Origin of the sequence: Streptomyces sp. NPDC093546 (genome assembly GCF_044765045.1) — a bacterium.
Taxonomy (GTDB): Bacteria; Actinomycetota; Actinomycetes; order Streptomycetales; family Streptomycetaceae; genus Streptomyces.
In genome coordinates this window covers 97,237-114,916 of record NZ_JBIWJG010000001.1, presented here as the reverse complement: position 1 = coordinate 114,916, position 17,680 = coordinate 97,237, and the positions used below count along the sequence as shown (strand labels likewise).

General features: G+C 70.6%; 15 protein-coding genes and 1 riboswitch. Of the genes, 8 read left to right on the top strand and 7 right to left on the bottom strand.

Annotated features, from left to right (window positions below; genetic code table 11):
* Positions 1–159: 159 nt before the first annotated feature.
* Together ACIRNI_RS00545 and ACIRNI_RS00540 are read right to left on the bottom strand one after the other, a co-directional pair.
* On the bottom strand, positions 160–1,629 hold the full coding sequence (locus ACIRNI_RS00545) for a sensor histidine kinase (RefSeq protein WP_403547758.1): 1,470 nt from the start codon (positions 1,627–1,629) through the stop codon (positions 160–162).
* Positions 1,630–1,977: 348 nt separating this feature from the next.
* A complete protein-coding gene (locus ACIRNI_RS00540; protein WP_403547023.1) occupies positions 1,978–2,571 on the bottom strand; it encodes a TetR/AcrR family transcriptional regulator in 594 nt (197 codons plus the stop codon).
* Positions 2,572–2,652: 81 nt separating this feature from the next.
* On the opposite strand from ACIRNI_RS00540, the gene ACIRNI_RS00535 reads away from it, so the two are divergent.
* Entirely contained in the window at positions 2,653–3,405 is a 753-nt protein-coding gene (locus tag ACIRNI_RS00535; RefSeq protein ID WP_403547021.1) for an SDR family oxidoreductase, read from the top strand.
* Between the two features lie 47 nt (positions 3,406–3,452).
* On the opposite strand, the gene ACIRNI_RS00530 is transcribed toward ACIRNI_RS00535, so the two are convergent.
* Positions 3,453–4,502 carry an SIS domain-containing protein gene (locus tag ACIRNI_RS00530; RefSeq protein ID WP_403547019.1) on the bottom strand — a complete coding sequence of 350 codons (1,050 nt, stop codon included), beginning with the start codon at positions 4,500–4,502 and terminating at the stop codon, positions 3,453–3,455.
* Between the two features lie 111 nt (positions 4,503–4,613).
* Here ACIRNI_RS00530 and nagB point away from each other — a divergent pair, with 111 nt between their 5' ends.
* Complete coding sequence (nagB, locus tag ACIRNI_RS00525) at positions 4,614–5,399, top strand: glucosamine-6-phosphate deaminase (protein WP_403547017.1); 786 nt, start codon at positions 4,614–4,616, stop codon at positions 5,397–5,399.
* 77 nt (positions 5,400–5,476) lie between these two features.
* Here nagB and ACIRNI_RS00520 read toward each other — a convergent pair whose 3' ends face one another.
* The 4 genes from ACIRNI_RS00520 to ACIRNI_RS00505 form a co-directional block, all read right to left on the bottom strand.
* Positions 5,477–6,994 (bottom strand): glycoside hydrolase family 3 protein, encoded by a 1,518-nt coding sequence (locus ACIRNI_RS00520; protein ID WP_403547015.1) that lies wholly within the window; start codon positions 6,992–6,994, stop codon positions 5,477–5,479.
* 9 nt (positions 6,995–7,003) lie between these two features.
* On the bottom strand, positions 7,004–7,888 hold the full coding sequence (locus tag ACIRNI_RS00515; RefSeq protein ID WP_403547013.1) for a carbohydrate ABC transporter permease: 885 nt from the start codon (positions 7,886–7,888) through the stop codon (positions 7,004–7,006).
* Positions 7,885–8,895, bottom strand: coding sequence for a sugar ABC transporter permease (locus ACIRNI_RS00510; protein ID WP_355362558.1), 1,011 nt, complete (start codon positions 8,893–8,895; stop codon positions 7,885–7,887). Before ACIRNI_RS00510 ends, ACIRNI_RS00515 begins: the two co-directional genes overlap by 4 nt.
* 71 nt (positions 8,896–8,966) lie before the next feature.
* The gene (locus ACIRNI_RS00505) at positions 8,967–10,244 is read right to left on the bottom strand and encodes an extracellular solute-binding protein (RefSeq protein ID WP_403547011.1); all 1,278 of its coding nucleotides are present in this window, start codon (positions 10,242–10,244) and stop codon (positions 8,967–8,969) included.
* A gap of 314 nt (positions 10,245–10,558) precedes the next feature.
* On the opposite strand from ACIRNI_RS00505, the gene ACIRNI_RS00500 reads away from it, so the two are divergent.
* From ACIRNI_RS00500 to ACIRNI_RS00475, 6 genes are all read left to right on the top strand, one after another.
* Positions 10,559–11,326 carry a GntR family transcriptional regulator gene (locus tag ACIRNI_RS00500; RefSeq protein WP_403547009.1) on the top strand — a complete coding sequence of 256 codons (768 nt, stop codon included), beginning with the start codon at positions 10,559–10,561 and terminating at the stop codon, positions 11,324–11,326.
* A 152-nt stretch (positions 11,327–11,478) separates the two neighbouring features.
* On the top strand, positions 11,479–11,724 hold the full coding sequence (locus tag ACIRNI_RS00495; RefSeq protein ID WP_355362562.1) for a DUF3311 domain-containing protein: 246 nt from the start codon (positions 11,479–11,481) through the stop codon (positions 11,722–11,724).
* Positions 11,721–13,349, top strand: a complete 1,629-nt coding sequence (gene mctP / locus ACIRNI_RS00490) for a monocarboxylate uptake permease MctP (protein ID WP_403547007.1) — start codon at positions 11,721–11,723, stop codon at positions 13,347–13,349. Before ACIRNI_RS00495 ends, mctP begins: the two co-directional genes overlap by 4 nt.
* A gap of 88 nt (positions 13,350–13,437) precedes the next feature.
* The gene (locus ACIRNI_RS00485; protein ID WP_403547005.1) at positions 13,438–13,938 is read left to right on the top strand and encodes a GNAT family N-acetyltransferase; all 501 of its coding nucleotides are present in this window, start codon (positions 13,438–13,440) and stop codon (positions 13,936–13,938) included.
* A gap of 88 nt (positions 13,939–14,026) precedes the next feature.
* Positions 14,027–14,103: riboswitch (cobalamin riboswitch) on the top strand.
* Between the two features lie 159 nt (positions 14,104–14,262).
* On the top strand, positions 14,263–16,629 hold the full coding sequence (locus ACIRNI_RS00480) for a ribonucleoside-diphosphate reductase subunit alpha (RefSeq protein WP_403547004.1): 2,367 nt from the start codon (positions 14,263–14,265) through the stop codon (positions 16,627–16,629).
* Positions 16,629–17,639: a ribonucleotide-diphosphate reductase subunit beta gene (locus ACIRNI_RS00475; protein WP_403547002.1), complete on the top strand. Its 1,011-nt coding sequence runs from the start codon at positions 16,629–16,631 to the stop codon at positions 17,637–17,639. Before ACIRNI_RS00480 ends, ACIRNI_RS00475 begins: the two co-directional genes overlap by 1 nt.
* The last annotated feature ends 41 nt before the right edge of the window (positions 17,640–17,680 follow it).

The following is a 17,680-nucleotide window of genomic DNA, read 5'->3' as shown; positions in this document are numbered from 1 at the left end:
CGCCACCGCGACGAGCCTGAGGCCCGGCGGCGCGTACAGCGAGTACGCACCCACCCGCCTCCCGAGCCGCAGCGCGCAGCAGTAACCCCAAAGCGTTCGAGCCCCGGACCGTCTCCCACGGTCCGGGGCTCGCTGCTGTTCCCGCTCGCTACTTCCTCGTTACTTCTGCGCTTTTACGGGGACGTCGAGCACCACGCGCGTGCCGCGACCCGGTGCGGGCTGCATGTCGAACGTTCCGCCCAACTCCCCCTCCACCAGCGTCCGTACGATCTGCAGACCGAGGTTGCCGGCGCGCTGCGGATCGAAGTCCTCCGGCAGCCCGCGCCCGTCGTCCTGAACGGTGATCAGGATGCGGGCGTCGGCGGCGCGCGGGTCGCCCCGTACGGCGGAGACCTCGACGGTGCCGAGCTCACCCGGAGCGAAGGCGTGTTCGAGGGCGTTCTGGAGGATCTCGGTGAGGACCATCGACAGCGGGGTCGCGACCTCGGCGTCGAGGATGCCGAAGCGGCCGTTGCGGCGGCAGGTCACCTTGCCGGGCGAGATCTCCGCGACCATCGAGATGACCCGGTCGGCGATGTCATCGAACTCGACGCGCTCGTCGAGGTTCTGCGAGAGCGTCTCGTGCACGATCGCGATGGAACCGACGCGCCGCACCGCCTCGTTGAGCGCCTCGCGGCCGCGGTCGGAGTCCATGCGGCGGGCCTGGAGGCGCAGGAGCGCGGCGACCGTCTGGAGGTTGTTCTTCACCCGGTGGTGGATCTCCCGGATGGTGGCGTCCTTCGTAATCAACTCGCGCTCGCGGCGGCGCAGTTCGGTCACGTCCCGCAGCAGCACGAGTGAACCGATGCGGGTCCCCTTGGGCTTGAGCGGGATGGCGCGCAGCTGGATGACGCCGCCGCTGCCCTCGACCTCCGTCTCGCGCGGGGCGTAGCCGCTGGCCAGCTTGACCAGCGCCTCGTCGACCGGCCCGCGGGAGGGGGCCAGTTCGGCGGTGATCTGGCCGAGGTGCTGGCCGACGAGGTCGGCGGCGAGGCCGAGGCGGTGGTACGCGGAGAGGGCGTTGGGTGACGCGTACTGGACGACGCCGTCCGCGTCGAGCCTGATCAGCCCGTCGCCGGCGCGGGGCGAGGCGTCCATGTCGACCTGCTGCCCCGGGTAGGGGAAGGTGCCGTTCGCGATCATCTGGGCGAGGTCGGACGCGGACTGGAGGTAGGTGAGCTCCAGGCGGCTGGGCGTGCGGACGGTGAGCAGGTTGGTGTTGCGCGCGATGACGCCGAGGACGCGCCCCTCCCTGCGTACGGGGATGGACTCGACCCGGACCGGGACCTCCTCGCGCCATTCGGGGTCGCCCTCACGGACGATGCGGCCCTCGTCGAGGGCGGCGTCGAGCAGCGGGCGGCGGCCGCGCGGGACCAGATGGCCGACCATGTCGTCCTGGTAGGAGGTCGGGCCGGTGTTGGGCCTCATCTGGGCCACGGAGACGTAGCGGGTGCCGTCGAGGGTGGGGACCCAGAGGACGAGGTCCGCGAAGGAGAGGTCGGAGAGCAGCTGCCACTCCGACACCAGCAGATGGAGCCACTCGAGGTCCGAGTCGCTGAGGGCGGTGTGCTGGCGTACGAGGTCGTTCATGGAGGGCACGGGTGCGAGCGTACCCGTGCGACCGCGCCTGGTGTTCTGTCGGCCGGTGAGGGAGGATGGGCGCGGGATGACCATCTGCTTACCGATGGACAGACCCGATTGGTCTAGTCCACAATGCGACACACGACCTCCGCCCTCCCCGCACAGGAGGGTGGATCGAGGACCCGGCGCTCTCTGCCCTGACTGCGTCCGGGACCTCCCATACGGCCGCGGGACCGCACACCCGACGGCCGGGCAACTCCGGGCTGCGGTGCCGGACGGGTTGAGGGTCCCGTCGGGCGCCGCGGCCCGCGGGTGCGTTCGGGGCCGTGTTCACGCGCCCAGGGTGCCCGCGGGGCGCTACGCCGGCCAGGCGCGCATCGCGGCCTCCGCCACCGCCTCCAGCTCCTCCTTCGTCGCGCCGTCGCGCGCCTGCTGCGACATGCCCTGCAGTACGGCTCCGCTGAGGCGGGCCAGCGCGGCGGCGTCCGTGTCGGCCGGGAGCCGACCCGCCGCGATGTCGGCGCGTATACGGGACTCCATGCCGGCCAGATTGGCGTTGCGGCGCTCGCGGAGGTCCCGCTCCACCTCGGGTGTCGAGCAGTTGATCGCGGCCGAGATCACCAGGCAGCCGCGCGGGTGGGCCGGGTCCGTGTACTCGCTCGCCGCCTCCCGCAGCATCCGCGCGACACCGGCGCGGGCGGTGGGCTCGGCGTCCAGGGCGCGGTTCCCGAAGGAGCCGTACCTCTCCGCGTACACACCGAGGGCCTCCTCGAACAGCGTCTTCTTGTCGCCGAACGCCGCGTAGAGGCTCGGCGCGCCGATGCCCATCGCGTGGGTGAGGTCGGCCACGGACGTCGTCTCGTACCCGTGCTCCCAGAAGGCCATCACCGCCTTCTCCAGGGCGGTGGCACGGTCGAAGGAGCGGGGCCTGCCACGCTGTTTCGTCGCCATGACCTCATTCTATAGCGCGCACTAAAGAAAGTCTGATACGGTCTTTCTGTACCGATCGCTATAGAAACGGGGGGCGGCGCCATGGGCGTACTCACGGGCAGGACAGCGCTGGTCACGGGCGGCAGCCGGGGCATCGGGCGGGGCATCGCGGAGCGGCTCGCCCGCGAAGGGGCTCGGGTCGCGGTGCACTACGGCACCGCCGAGGCGGCCGCGAAGGAGACGGTCGCGGCGATCGAGGCGGGCGGCGGCGCCGCCTTCGCGATCGGCCAGGAGCTCGGTGTACCGGGGGACGCGGAGGCGCTGTGGGCGGCGTTCGACCGGCACGCCGAGGGCCTGGACATCCTCGTCAACAACGCGGGCATCGGCGCGTCCGAGCCCTTCGGCACGATCGGTGAGGCCGAGTACGACCGGGTGTTCGCGGTCAACACGAAGGCGCCGTTCTTCGTGACGCGGCTGGGCCTGGACCGGATGCGGGACGGCGGCCGGGTCGTCAACGTGTCGACGGGCCTGTCGCGGGCGGCGTTGATGCCGGACGCGATCGCCTACGCGATGAGCAAGAGCGCGCTGGACACCTTCACGCGGTATCTGGCGAAGGTGGTGGGCGCGCGGGGCATCACCGTCAACACGGTGGCGCCCGGCATCGTCGACACGGACGTGAACGCGGCGTGGCTGCGTGGCGACGAGGCGGCGTGGGCGGGCGCGGCCGCCTTCTCGGCCCTGGGCCGCGTCGGTGCCCCCGCCGACATCGCGGACGTGGTGGCCTTCCTGGCATCGGACGACGCCCGCGCGATAACGGGGCACTGGCTGGACGCGACGAACGGCTCGATGCCGTAGGACCGCCCGCCGGGGGACCGCTAGCCGGGAGCGCCCGCCCGGACCGCTCAGCGCGTCTCGGTGACCTTCGCCAGGGCGCGGGGGGCGTCCGGGTCCTGGCCGCGGGCGATGGTGACCTCGTAGGCGAGGAGCTGGAGCGGGAGGATCTCCAGGATCGGCTGGAGCTCCTCCGGGATGCCCTCCGTCGGGAGGACGAAGCCCGCGGAGGCCGCTTCGACCTGGGGGCGGGGGCCGATGACCACGAGGTCCGCGCCGCGGCCGCGGAGGCGGTCGAGGACCGGCTGGAGAGCCTCGCCGCCCTTGCCGTCCGGGACGACGGCGATGACGGGCGAGATGTTGTCGACCATGGCGAGCGGGCCGTGCAGCAGGTCGGCGCCGGAGTAGGAGAGAGCCGGGATGTAGCTGGTCTCCATCAGTTTCAGGGCCGCTTCCTTCGCGGTGGGGTAGCCGTAGCCGCGCGAGGTGATGACCATGCGCTCGGCGAAGCGGTACCGGGCCGCCAGGGCGCGGACCTCGTCGCGCCGCTCCAGGACGGACGCCGCCCGGTCCGGGAGGGGCTCGGCGGCGGCGGGCCCGCCGTCGCCGGCCAGGCCCTCGACCAGGAGGTAGAGCGAGAGGAGCGAGGCGGTGTAGGTCTTGGTGGCGGGCAGCGCCTTCTCGGGGCCCGCCAGAATGTCGATGTGATGCTCGGAGACCGCCGCCAGCGACGAGTCGGGGTTGTTGGTGACCGCCAGGGTGATCGCGCCCGCCTCCCGCGCCGCCCGCGTGGAGGCGACGAGGTCCGGGGAGCCGCCGGACTGACTGACGGTGACGACCAGGACGTCGGCGTAGTCGGGCCTGGCGCCGTACGCCGTGGTCGTGGACATGGAGGTCAGGCCGCAGGGCAGGCCCAGCCGGATCTCCAGCAGGTACTTGGCGTACAGCGCGGCGTTGTCCGACGTGCCGCGCGCCGTCAGCAGGACGAAGCGCGGCCGGCGCTCCCGGATCGCCTCGGCGACCGCCCGGATCCGCGGCGCACCCTGGTCGAGGATCCGTCGCAGCACCGCGGGCTGCTCCGCCATCTCCCCCGCCATGATCCGGCCCGGCTGCTCGCTCATGCGCACCAGTCGAACACGGGCCCGTGAGAACCCGCCAGCGGAGAGGGCCATTCTGCTAGATTGGTCTATACCACATAGTCACCCGACACCCATCAGATCGGCAGGCCCAGCGTGGAAGTTGTCATCGTCCAGGACGCCAAGGCAGGCGGCGAGCTGATCGCCGAGGGCATCGCCGCCCTCCTGCGCCGCAAGCCCGACGCTCTGCTCGGCGTGGCCACCGGCTCGACCCCGCTGCCCATCTACGACGCGCTGATCGCCAAGGTCCGCTCCGGGGCCGTGGACGCCTCGCGCGCCCGCATAGCCCAGCTCGACGAGTACGTCGGGCTGCCCGTGGGCCACCCCGAGTCGTACCGCTCGACCGTGCTGCGCCAGGTCGTCGAGCCGCTCGGGCTGAGCTCCGACGCCTTCATGGGCCCCGACGGCTCCGCCGAGGACGTCCAGGCCGCCTGCGAGGCGTACGACAGGGCGCTCGCCGAGGCGGGCGGCGTGGACCTCCAGATCCTCGGCATCGGCACCGACGGGCACATCGGCTTCAACGAGCCGTGCTCCTCGCTGGCCTCCCGCACCCGCATCAAGACGCTCACCGAGCAGACCCGCGTGGACAACGCGCGCTTCTTCGACGGTGACATCGACCAGGTGCCGCACCACGTCATCACGCAGGGCATCGGCACCATCCTGGAGGCCCGCCACCTGGTGCTCCTCGCCACCGGCGAGGGCAAGGCGGAAGCGGTCGCGCAGACGGTCGAGGGGCCGGTCGCCGCGCTCGTACCCGCCTCCGCGCTGCAGCTGCACCCGCACGCCACGGTCGTCGTCGACGAGGCCGCCGCGTCCAAGCTGAAGCTCGCCGACTACTTCCGGCACACCTACGCGAACAAGCCCGCCTGGCAGGGCATCTGACGCGCGCGTACGGCTCACGCGCAACGCCGAGGGCCCGGCTTCCCCCCGGAGCCGGGCCCTCGGCGTACGCGCGATGCTCAGGCGACGCCCGCGATGACCTCCGCCGCCGCCGTGCCGCACACCCGCGCAGCGCCGTGCGTGGCGATGTGCAGCGCCCCGCGCGGCGGCGCCTGGTTCAGGCCCATCTCCACCACGACCGTGTCGGGGCGGGCCGTCACCAGGGCGTCCAGTGTCCGCGCCATCCACGGGTGGCGGTGGGTGTCCCGCACCACCGCGACGATCGGCCGCTCCCCCGCGTCGCGCAGCACCCGGTCCACGGCCACGTCGGAGGCGTACGTACCGGTCGTCGTGGACGGCAGCAGCCGCGCCAGCTCGGGGCCGACGCCCCACGGGGTCTCGTCGCCCACCGCGAAGTTGGTGACGGGGGTGAAGGCGGCGACGTACGCCGGGCCGGTGAGCGGCTCGCGCGTGCCCGTGACGCGCAGCGCCCGTCGCGCCGCCACGAGACCGATGTCGGCGCCGGGCGCGGTCCCCTCCTCTGAAGCCGCGCCCGGCCCCGTCTCAGCCCCCCTGGCCCGGTGCGCCTGGGTCCAGGAGGCGAGCGAGCGCACCCGCGCCGCCGCGTCGGCCAGCCGCTCCTCGGGCAGTTCGCCGGTCCGTACCGCCGCCACCAGCGCGTCGCGCAGCCGCAGTACGGTCCCCTCGTCCGCCAGGCCGCCGCCGACGCAGAGGGCGTCGGCGCCCGCCGCGAGCGCGAGGACGGAGCCGCGCTCGATCCCGTACGTCGAGGCGATGGCCTGCATCTCCATGCCGTCGGTGACGATCAGGCCGTCGTAGCCCAGCTCCTGGCGCAGCAGACCCGTGAGGATCTGCGGGCTCAGGGTCGCCGGGCGGTCCGGGTCGAGCGCGGGAAGCAGGATATGCGCGCTCATCACCGATTTGGAACCCGCGGCGATGGCGGCGCGGAAAGGTACCAGCTCACGGGCGTGCAGTGTGGCGAGGTCCACATCGATGCGGGGAATCGCGTGGTGCGAGTCGACATTGGTGTCGCCGTGCCCGGGGAAGTGCTTGGTGCAGGCGACGACGCCGGCGGACTGCAGGCCCTCGATGTAGGCCACGGTGTGGCGGGCGGCCAGCTGCGGGTCGGCGCCGAAGGCGCGTACGCCGATGACCGGGTTGTCCGGGTCGGAGTTGACGTCCGCGGAGGGCGCCCAGTCGAAGTCGATGCCGCAGGCGGCGAGCCGGCGGCCGAGCTCCGCCGCCACCGCCCGGGTCAGGTCGGTGTCGTCGACCGTGCCGAGCGCGTAGTTGCCGGGGAAGGACGAGCCGGTGCGCACTTCCAGGCGGGTGACGTCGCCGCTCTCCTCGTCGATCGCGACGAGGAGGTCGTCCCGCTCGGCCCGCAGGCGGGCGGTCAGCGCGGTCAGCTGCTCGGGGTCGGTGACGTTGCGCCCGAACACGCCGACGGAGGCGAGCCCTTCGCCGATGCGGCGCAGCAGCCAGTCGGGCGGCGTGGTGCCGGTGAAGCCCGGCTGCAGGACGGTGAGCGCGTCCCGGACGAGGGTCGGGGAGGCACCGCGTACGAGGGTCGTCATGGAGGGCCGTTATCCCTTCACTGCGCCGGCGGTCAGACCCGCGGCCATCTTGCGCTGGACGAGGAGGAAGAGGATGACGACGGGAACGGCCATCATCGTGGCGCCGGCCATCATCGGGGCGTACTCGGTCCCGTTCTTGGTGGTGAAGTTGCCCAGCCAGACGGTGGCCGTCTGGTTCTGCTGGCTCATCAGCATCAGGGCGTACAGGTACTCGTTCCAGGCCTGGATGAAGCCGTAGACGGAGGTCGCGACCATGCCGGGGGCGAGCAGCGGGAACACCACCCGGACGAAGGCGCCGGTGCGGGTGCAGCCGTCGACCATCGCCGCCTCCTCCAGCTCCTTGGGGATGTTGACGATGAAGCCGCGCAGCGTCCACACCGTGAAGGGGAGGATGAAGGTGAGGTACGTGATGATCAGGCCGGTGAGCTTGTCGTACTGACCGAGGTCGTTGAGCAGCAGGAAGACCGGGATGATCATCGCGACGAGCGGGACCATCTGGATCGCGAGGATGCCGACGATCACGATCTTGCGGCCGCGGAAGGCGAAGCGCGAGATGGCGAGCGCGGCCAGCAGGCCGACGACGATGCCGATGAGGACGACGACGAACGAGACGACCAGCGAGCGGCCGACCGGCCCCCAGAAGTCCGCGATCTGGAGGGCGCGCTCGAAGTTCTCCAGGGTGAACGTGCGGGGGAAGAAGTGCGGATCGGGGTCGATGGCGTCCTTGGCCGGCTTGAACGCCGTGTTCAGCATCCAGTAGACCGGGAAGCCGATGGAGACGAAGACGAGCAGGCCGATCAGGTTCCAGCCGAGCTTGCCGCCGGGCTTGCGCGCGGACGCGCCCTCGGACGTACCCCCGGGCTTGGTGCGCGGCGCGGTGGTCGTGGCGCTCACTCGACTTCTCCGATCTTGAGCATCTGACGCATGTACACGGCGACGACACCGAGCAGCAGGACCACGGTGACGACCGCGATCGCCGAACCGCCGCCGTAGTCGTTGACCACGAAGGCCTTGTCGTACGAGTACGTCGTCAGGAGCTGGAACTCGGCCTCCGGGTGGCCGTTGCGCATCACGAAGACCTGCGGGAAGACGCCCATGTCCCAGATCACCGACAGCGTCGTGAGCATCACGATGATCGGCTTGAGGATCGGCAGGGTGACGTACCGGAAGACGCCCCAGGCGCCGGCGCCGTCGAGGCGCGCGGCCTCCTCCAGCTCCTTGGGCACCTGGGTGAGGCCGGCGCTGAGCGTGATGACGACGAAGGGCACCGCGCCCCACACGACCAGCAGCATGATCACGGCCAGGCCCTGGGGGCCGCTGGCGAACCAGTTGTGCCCGATCATGTCGACGCCGGGCACCTTGCTGAGCAGCCAGTTCAGGACGCCGTAGTCGGCGTCGAAGAGCCACTTGAAGATGGCGGTGGCGACGATGATGGGCATGCCCCAGCTCGCGACCAGCGCGATGTTGATCAGAGTCTTGACCCAGCCGGAGACGCGCTGGAGCAGCAGGGCGATCAGCATGCCGATGACCATGGTGAAGACCACCGCGCCGGCGGCGAAGACCACGGTCCGCAGCACGACGGCCCAGAACTCGCCGTCCCCGAGGATCTTGGCGAAGTTCCCGAAGCCGACGGACTCGGGCTCCTTGAAGCCCCACAGCTGGGGCTGTTCGAACTTCTGGAAGGCGAGGGTGACCAGCCGCACCAGCGGATAGCCGAGGACCAGCAGGAGAACGAGCAGGCAGGGCGCGAGCAGCGCCCACGGCACCGCGGCTCCCCCGGTTCCGGGCTTCCCGGCCCGCTTCCCGGGCCCCTTCGCGGGGCCACCGGTCGGGGCGGAATCCCGTACCGGCGATGGCCGCGTGGGCGGCACCTTGGCAGTGGTTGTGTCGGCGGCACTCATCGCGACAGCGGTCCCTCTTCTCGTACGGGCGCCGGGGCCCCGCCCGGCGGTGGCGGGGCCCCGGCGTCAGGTCACTTGGTGTTGATGACCTTGTCGATCGCGGCGTCCGCGTCCTTCGCGGCGGCCTCGACCGACTTCTTGCCGGTACCGATCTCCTGGAGCAGGGTCTTGAGGGTCTGCGCCTTCTCGACCTGGCCCCAGCCGGGTGCCATGGGGACGAACCAGTTGGACTCGGCCGCGGTGGCGGCGACCGCCGTCTTCGGGTCGGCCTTCAGGGTCGCGAGGTCGGTCTTGTTGTTGGGCAGGTTGCCCTTGGCGAGCAGACCCTTCTGGCCCTTGGCGCCGGTGTAGGCGTTGATCCACTCGGCCGCGACGTCCTGCGCCTTGGACTTGACCGGGATGGCGAGGTCCGAACCGCCGAGGAAGACGGGGATGTTCTTGCCGGACGGGCCGGGCATCACGAAGTTCTCGAGGGAGTCCTTGAGCTTGCCCGTCTTGTCGTTCTTCGGGTCGGCGGCGGTGCCGCCCTCCCAGGCGGCCGCGAAGATCATCGCGGCGTTGCCCTGGCCGAAGACGATCGGACGGTCGGACTCGTCCTTGGTCTTGTCGGCCTTCATGTAGGTGTCGAGGACCTTCTTGTACTCGTTGAGGCCCTTGAGGGACTCGGGCGAGGACAGGTTGGCCTTCCAGGTGTCGCCGTCCTTCTTGGCGATGGAGCCGCCCGCGTCGTACACGAAGGACATCGCGGCGTACCAGTCCGGCGAAGGCTGGTACCAGCCGCTGAACTTGTCGCCCTTCTTCGCCTGGATCTTGTCCAGGGCGGCGGTCAGTTCGGCGTACGTCTTCGGCGGGGTCTTCACGCCAACCTCGGCGGCGACGTCCTTGCGCCACGTGGCCACGCGGCCGCCGGCGTAGTAGGGGACGCCGTAGGTCTTGCCCTCGTAGGTGACGGACTCCTTGAGTCCGTCCAGCCACTGGTCCGACTGCTCGAACTTCTTCGGGTCGACCTCGGCGAAGGCGCCCTTCACCATGTAGCCGAGCATCTCGGTGTTGCCCATCTCGACCACGTCCGGCGCCTTGTCCGTGGCGAGTACGGCGTCGAGCTTGGCGTTCTTGTCCGGCCAGCCGTAGTACTCGTGCTTGATCTTGATGCCCGGGTACTTCTGCGCCATCGCGTCGTCGGCCGCCTTCACCAGGTCCGGCCAGTTGTTCTGGGCGTCGACCGTCAGCCAGACGGTGAGCTCCTTGGCGCCGCCCCCCGCGGCGTCCCCGCCCTTGTCGGAACCACACGCCGCCACGCCGACCATCATGCCCGCGACGCCGATCGCCGCGATGAGCTTGCGCTTCACGCCACCCTCCTCAGGATGCCTGCAACCCTTTGCCCCCACCGCGAAGCCATACGACGGCCATACGACGTGTACGTGTACTGCCCGTGCTGCCCGTGGGACTGGGACCGGTCTTTAATGGTTTAGACCAGTAGCCCGGAGCTTGGCCTAGACCTTCTGGGGTGTCAAGGGTGTATAAGAAGGGCAGTCGGCTCCGTTACGAGACCGACACCTGAGGAGGGGCGACGACCCGTGACCGGTCCGTGCCACCATGTGAGCCGCAAGGGACGGAGGAGCCGGTGACGGCAGCAGCACAGGAGTCGGGAAGGCGGGCGGCCATGGCCACGGACGGGGGCGGCAGCACCGAGAGCGAGACCGGGACGGCCACTCGCACCGCACGCGTGCCCAAGTACTACCGGCTCAAGCGGCATCTGCTCGACATGACGCAGACCATGCCCCCGGGCACCCCGGTGCCCCCGGAGCGCACGCTCGCCGCCGAGTTCGACACTTCTCGCACCACCGTGCGCCAGGCGCTTCAGGAGCTGGTCGTCGAGGGCCGCCTGGAACGCATCCAGGGCAAGGGGACGTTCGTCGCGAAGCCGAAGGTGTCGCAGGCGCTCCAGCTGACCTCGTACACCGAGGACATGCGCGCCCAGGGCCTCGAACCCGCCTCGCAGCTCCTGGACATCGGGTACGTCACGGCCGACGACACCCTCGCCGGGCTGCTCGACATCTCGGCGGGCGGGCGCGTGCTGCGCATCGAGCGGCTGCGGCTGGCGAGCGGCGAGCCGATGGCCATCGAGACCACGCACCTGAGCGCGAAGCGCTTCCCCGCGCTGCGGCGCTCGCTGGTCAAGTACACCTCGCTGTACACGGCGTTGGCGGAGGTGTACGACGTCCGGCTCGCGGAGGCCGAGGAGACCATCGAGACCTCGCTGGCCACACCGCGCGAGGCGGGGCTGCTCGGCACGGACGTCGGCCTGCCGATGCTGATGCTGTCGCGTCACTCGCTGGACGAGAACGGCCACCCGGTCGAGTGGGTGCGCTCCGTGTACCGGGGCGACCGGTACAAGTTCGTGGCGCGGCTGAAGCGCCCGAACGGCTGACACCCGCCCCCGGCCACGGCCCTCCCCCACCCCGGCCTCCCCGGTCCGCCCGAGACACGTCCGTTATGCGGACCGGGGTTCCATGGCGCGGAACGGTCCCTTAGATTGCGTGCGCACGACGCCAGGTGATCAGTGAGGGGACGGGACGCCGTATGACACAGGAGAAACAACCAGTGGTCACCCCGGTGCGGGTGGTGGTGGCGCTCTGCCTGCTCGCGCCGTTCGTGGCGATGCTCTGGGTCGACTCGTACGCGAAGGTCGAGCCGACGCTCATCGGGATCCCGTTCTTCTACTGGTACCAGATGGCCTGGGTCGTCATATCGACCCTGCTGACGATGGTGGCGTACAAGCTGTGGCACCGTGACCAGCGGTCCCGCAAGGGGGGTGCGTCGCAGTGAAGGACGGCGTGAACGGCGTCGCACTCGCCGTCTTCATCTTCTTCTTCCTGGCCGTCACGGTCATGGGCTTCATGGCCTCCCGCTGGCGCAAGGCCGAGAACGAGCACAGCCTGGACGAATGGGGCCTGGGCGGCCGGTCGTTCGGCACCTGGATCACCTGGTTCCTGCTGGGTGGCGACCTCTACACGGCGTACACCTTCGTCGCCGTCCCGGCGGCCATCTACGCGGCGGGCGCGGCGGGCTTCTTCGCCGTCCCGTACACGATCCTCGTCTACCCGCTGATCTTCACCTTCCTGCCGCGCCTGTGGTCGGTGTCGCACAAGCACGGGTACGTCACCACCTCCGACTTCGTGCGCGGCCGCTTCGGTTCGAAGGGCCTGTCGCTGGCGGTGGCCCTGACCGGCATCCTCGCCACCATGCCGTACATCGCGCTCCAGCTCGTCGGCATCCAGGCGGTGCTGGACGTGATGGGCGTGGGCGGCGGCGAGACCACGCACTGGTTCATCAAGGACCTGCCGCTGCTGATCGCCTTCGGTGTCCTCGCGGCGTACACGTACTCCTCCGGGCTGCGCGCGCCAGCGATGATCGCCTTCGTCAAGGACACGCTGATCTACATCGTCATCGCGGTGGCGATCATCTACATCCCCATCAAGCTGGGCGGCTTCGACGAGATCTTCAGCAAGGCGGGCGAGGCGTACGCGCAGGTCAACCCGGCGACCGACAAGCCACGCGGTGCCCTGGTGCCGGGCGAGATGGGCCAGTGGGGGTACGCGACCCTCGCGCTCGGCTCGGCGCTGGCGCTCTTCATGTACCCGCACTCGATCACGGCGACGCTCTCCTCGCGCAGCCGTGACGTGATCCGCCGCAACACCACGATCCTGCCGCTGTACTCGCTGATGCTGGGCCTGCTGGCGCTGCTCGGCTTCATGGCGATCGCGGCGGGCGTGAAGGTGCAGAACGGCCAGCTGGCCATCCCGCAGCTGTTCGAGAACATGTTCCCGGACTGGTTCGCGGGCGTCGCCTTCGCGGCCATCGGCATCGGCGCGCTGGTCCCCGCGGCCATCATGTCCATCGCCGCGGCCAACCTCTTCACCCGCAACATCTACAAGGACTTCCTGAAACCGGACGCCACCCCGGAGCAGGAGACGAAGGTGTCCAAGCTGGTGTCGCTGCTGGTGAAGGTGGGCGCGCTGGCCTTCGTCCTCACCATGGACAAGACCGTCGCCATCAACTTCCAGCTGCTCGGCGGCATCTGGATCCTCCAGACCCTGCCGGCGCTGGTGGGCGGCCTGTTCACCCGCTGGTTCCACCGCTGGGCGCTGCTCGCCGGCTGGGCGGTCGGCATGGTCTACGGCACGGCCGCCGCGTACGGCGTCGCGAGCCCGACCCAGAAGCACTTCGGCGGCTCGTCCGCCGAGATCCCCGGCATCGGCGAGATCGGCTACATCGGCCTCACCGCGTTCGTCCTCAACGCCCTGGTCGTGGTCGTCCTCACCTTCGTCCTCAAGGCCGTCAAGGCTCCGGAGGGCATCGACGAGACCTCGCCGGAGGACTACACGGCGGACGCGGGCGACCCGGGCGTCCAGGTGGAGCTCCCCAAGGCCACGGCGGGCTCCGGCCACTGAGGCCGCACGACTGACCCATCCGCGTACGACGGGCCGTCACGCTTCCCCAGCGGAAGCGCGGCGGCCCGTTCTTGTGCACTCTGAGCCCATGGACATCACCATCAGGGCGGTACGGCCGGAGGAGCACGAGGCGCTGGGCGAGCTCACGGCGCAGGCGTACCTCGGCGACGGGCTGCTGGCCTTCGCCGACAGCGACGAGTATCTGATCGAACTGCGGGACGTGGCCCGCCGGGCCGCCGAGGCCGAGGTCCTCGTGGCCGTGGAGCGGGACGAGCGGCTGGTGGGCGGCGTGACGTTCGTGGCGGGCGGCGGGCCTCTGGCAGAGACGGCCGGGGACGGCGAGGCCGAGATCCGGATGCTCGCGGTCGCGCGCCAGGACCGACGGAGGGGTGCCGGGGAGGCGCTCGTCCGGGCGTGCGTCGAGCGGGCGCGGGCGACCGACGGCTGCCGCCGGGTGGTGCTCTCCTCCCAGCAGGCGATGCGGGCGGCCCACCGGGTGTACGAGCGGCTGGGGTTCGTACGGACCCCGGAGCGCGACTGGACCCCGGTTCCCGGGGTCACGCTGCACACGTACGCGCTGCATCTGTGAGGGCATGACTTGTGTCGGCCGACACAAGATGTGGGGGGCGGTCCAGCGACCGCCCCCCACATGTATGCTCATCTCGCTGTCGCCGCAGGGGAATCCGGTGCGAATCCGGAACTGTCCCGCAACGGTGTGTTGGTGTGCCTTTGTGCCTCCACGAGTCCGAGCACCTGCCGGCAGCGCGCCCGGCCGTCCGGTCCGGGTGCCCAGACGTCCGGGCCTCGCGGAATGGGCCGGTGGACGCGGATACGTGCGCCCCTGTGCCCGGTGGCGCCCCGCTCCCCTGCCCGCGCCGCCGGTGGCCCCGAGCCGAGCGAGGGAGAGCCCCACGTGACCATCGCGCCAGCCGAACCGGTGTCAGCGAGCCAGAGCGACGGGAACGACGCGAGCGACGGTCCCGGGACCGTACTGCTCCGCACCCTGACCGACCTGACCGCCGACCTGCCCGACACCGACCCCGGCCGGGTCGCCGCCGCCGCGCTGCGCGGCCGGCACGCCGGGTCGGACGAGGCGGAGCTGCGGGAGCTCGCCACCGAGGCGGCCGCCGGCCTGATCGCCGAGGACCCGGCGTACTCGCGGCTCGCGGCCCGGCTGCTGACCATCGGCATCGCGGCGGAGGCGGCCTCGCAGGGGGTCACCTCGTTCTCCGGGTCCGTCGCCGTGGGCCACCGCGAGGGGCTGATCGCCGACCGCACCGCCGCGTTCGTCCGCGTCCACCGCGAGCGGCTGGACGGGCTGGTCGATCCGGCGGCCGACGACCGGTTCGGCTACTTCGGGCTGCGCACGCTCTACTCGCGTTATCTGCTCCGGCACCCGATCACGCGCAAGGTGATCGAGACGCCGCAGCACTTCCTGCTGCGGGTCGCCTGCGGGCTGGCCGAGGACGACAGCGTGCGCGCCCTGGACGAGGTCGCCGCGCTGTACGGCCTGATGAGCCGCCTCGACTACCTGCCCTCCTCGCCCACGCTGTTCAACTCCGGTACGCGCCACCCGCAGATGTCGTCGTGCTACCTGCTGGACTCGCCGCTGGACGAGCTGGACTCCCTCTACGACCGCTACCACCAGGTGGCGCGGCTGTCGAAGCACGCGGGCGGCATCGGCCTGTCGTACTCGCGCATCCGCGCCCGCGGTTCGCTGATCCGGGGCACGAACGGGCACTCCAACGGCATCGTGCCGTTCCTGAAGACCCTCGACGCCTCGGTCGCGGCCGTGAACCAGGGCGGGCGGCGCAAGGGTGCGGCCGCCGTGTACCTGGAGACGTGGCACGCGGACATCGAGGAGTTCCTGGAGCTGCGCGACAACACGGGCGAGGACGCCCGGCGCACCCACAACCTCAACCTCGCGCACTGGATCCCGGACGAGTTCATGCGCCGGGTCAACGCCGACGCCGAGTGGTCGCTGTTCTCGCCGTCGGACGTGCCCGAGCTGGTCGACCTGTGGGGCGACGAGTTCGACGCCGCGTACCGCGCCGCCGAGGCCAAGGGTCTCGCCCGCAAGACCATGCCGTCCCGTGACCTGTACGGGCGGATGATGCGGACCCTGGCCCAGACCGGCAACGGCTGGATGACGTTCAAGGACGCCTCGAACCGTACGGCCAACCAGACCGCCGAGCCCGGCGCGGTCGTCCACTCCTCCAACCTCTGCACCGAGATCATCGAGGTGACGAACGACGGCGAGACCGCCGTCTGCAACCTCGGCTCGGTCAATCTCGGCGCGTTCGTCAGCGGCGGGGACATCGACTGGGAGCGGCTGGACGAGGCCGTCCGCACCGCCGTGACCTTCCTCGACCGGGTGGTGGACATCAACTTCTACCCGACCGAGCAGGCCGGGCGGTCCAACGCCCGGTGGCGGCCGGTCGGCCTGGGCGCGATGGGCCTCCAGGACGTCTTCTTCAAGCTGCGGCTGCCGTTCGACTCCCCCGAGGCGCGCGCCCTGTCCACGCGGATCGCCGAGCGGATCATGCTGGCGGCGTACGAGGCCTCCGCCGACCTCGCCGAGCGCAACGGCCCGCTGCCCGCCTGGGAGCAGACCCGCACCGCGCGCGGCGTGCTGCACCCGGACCACTACGACACCGAGCTGACCTGGCCGGAGCGGTGGGCCGCCCTGCGCGAGCGCATCGCCGCCGTCGGCATGCGCAACTCGCTGCTGCTCGCCATCGCGCCGACCGCGACGATCGCCTCGATCGCCGGTGTGTACGAGTGCATCGAGCCGCAGGTCTCCAACCTCTTCAAGCGCGAGACGCTGTCCGGCGAGTTCCTCCAGGTCAACTCGTACCTGGTGGAGGACCTGAAGCGACTCGGCGTGTGGGACGCGCAGACCCGCGAGGCGCTGCGCGAGGCGAGCGGCTCGGTGCAGGGCTTCTCGTGGGTGCCGGAGGAGATCCGCACGCTGTACCGCACGGCGTGGGAGATCCCCCAGCGCGGCCTGATCGACATGGCGGCGGCGCGTACGCCGTTCCTGGACCAGTCGCAGTCGCTGAACCTGTTCATGGAGACGCCGACCATCGGCAAGCTGTCGTCGATGTACGCGTACGCCTGGAAGCAGGGCCTGAAGACGACGTACTACCTGCGCTCGCGCCCGGCGACCCGTATCGCGCGCGCCGCCCAGGCGTCCGCCCCCGTACCCGCCCAGGTGACCCCGGAGGACGCGGTCGCCTGCTCCCTGGAAAACCCCGAGTCCTGCGAGGCCTGCCAGTAATGTCCGTTGCGAAGAACCTTCTCGACCCGGGCTTCGAGCTCACCCTCCGCCCCATGCGCTACCCGGACTTCTACGAGCGCTACCGGGACGCCATCAAGAACACCTGGACCGTGGAGGAGGTCGACCTCCACTCCGACGTCGCCGACCTCGCCAAGCTGACGCCCGGCGAGCAGCACCTGATCGGCCGGCTGGTCGCGTTCTTCGCGACGGGCGACTCGATCGTCGCGAACAACCTGGTGCTGACGCTCTACAAGCACATCAACTCCCCCGAGGCGCGGCTGTACCTGTCGCGGCAGCTGTTCGAGGAGGCCGTGCACGTCCAGTTCTATCTGACGCTGCTCGACACCTACCTCCCCGATCCGGAGGACCGGGCGGCCGCCTTCGCCGCCGTGGAGAACATCCCCTCCATCCGCGAGAAGGCGGAGTTCTGCTTCCGGTGGATGGACTCCGTCGAGAAGCTGGACCGGCTGGAGTCGAAGGCCGACCGCCGCCGCTTCCTGCTCAACCTCATCTGCTTCGCCGCGTGCATCGAGGGCCTGTTCTTCTACGGGGCCTTCGCCTACGTGTACTGGTTCCGGTCGCGCGGTCTGCTGCACGGCCTGGCGACCGGCACCAACTGGGTGTTCCGCGACGAGACGATGCACATGAGCTTCGCCTTCGACGTGGTCGACACGGTCCGCAAGGAGGAGCCGGACCTCTTCGACGACCAGCTCCAGCAGCAGGTCACCGACATGCTGCGGGAAGCCGTCGAGGCGGAGCTGCAGTTCGCCCGCGACCTGTGCGGCGACGGCCTGCCCGGCATGAACACCGACTCCATGCGCGCCTACCTGGAGTGCGTCGCCGACCAGCGCCTGATGCGCCTCGGCTTCGCGCCGGTGTACGGCTCGGAGAACCCGTTCTCGTTCATGGAGCTCCAGGGCGTCCAGGAGCTCACGAACTTCTTCGAGCGCCGCCCCTCCGCCTACCAGGTGGCGGTGGAGGGCTCGGTCGACCTCGACGAGGACTTCTGACCTCTGACGTACGAGGAGGGCCCCGCTCACCGGGTGAGCGG

What these genes read in the sequence shown, in the direction of transcription:
- ACIRNI_RS00545 (WP_403547758.1), bottom strand. Translation starts at nt 1,629, where the DNA reads ATGAACGACCTCGTACGCCAGCACACCGCCCTCAGCGACTCGGACCTC.
- ACIRNI_RS00540 (WP_403547023.1), bottom strand. Translation starts at nt 2,571, where the DNA reads ATGGCGACGAAACAGCGTGGCAGGCCCCGCTCCTTCGACCGTGCCACC.
- ACIRNI_RS00535 (WP_403547021.1), top strand. Translation starts at nt 2,653, where the DNA reads ATGGGCGTACTCACGGGCAGGACAGCGCTGGTCACGGGCGGCAGCCGG.
- ACIRNI_RS00530 (WP_403547019.1), bottom strand. Translation starts at nt 4,502, where the DNA reads ATGAGCGAGCAGCCGGGCCGGATCATGGCGGGGGAGATGGCGGAGCAG.
- ACIRNI_RS00520 (WP_403547015.1), bottom strand. Translation starts at nt 6,994, where the DNA reads ATGACGACCCTCGTACGCGGTGCCTCCCCGACCCTCGTCCGGGACGCG.
- ACIRNI_RS00510 (WP_355362558.1), bottom strand. Translation starts at nt 8,895, where the DNA reads ATGAGTGCCGCCGACACAACCACTGCCAAGGTGCCGCCCACGCGGCCA.
- ACIRNI_RS00500 (WP_403547009.1), top strand. Translation starts at nt 10,559, where the DNA reads ATGGCCACGGACGGGGGCGGCAGCACCGAGAGCGAGACCGGGACGGCC.
- ACIRNI_RS00495 (WP_355362562.1), top strand. Translation starts at nt 11,479, where the DNA reads ATGACACAGGAGAAACAACCAGTGGTCACCCCGGTGCGGGTGGTGGTG.
- ACIRNI_RS00485 (WP_403547005.1), top strand. Translation starts at nt 13,438, where the DNA reads ATGGACATCACCATCAGGGCGGTACGGCCGGAGGAGCACGAGGCGCTG.
- ACIRNI_RS00475 (WP_403547002.1), top strand. Translation starts at nt 16,629, where the DNA reads ATGTCCGTTGCGAAGAACCTTCTCGACCCGGGCTTCGAGCTCACCCTC.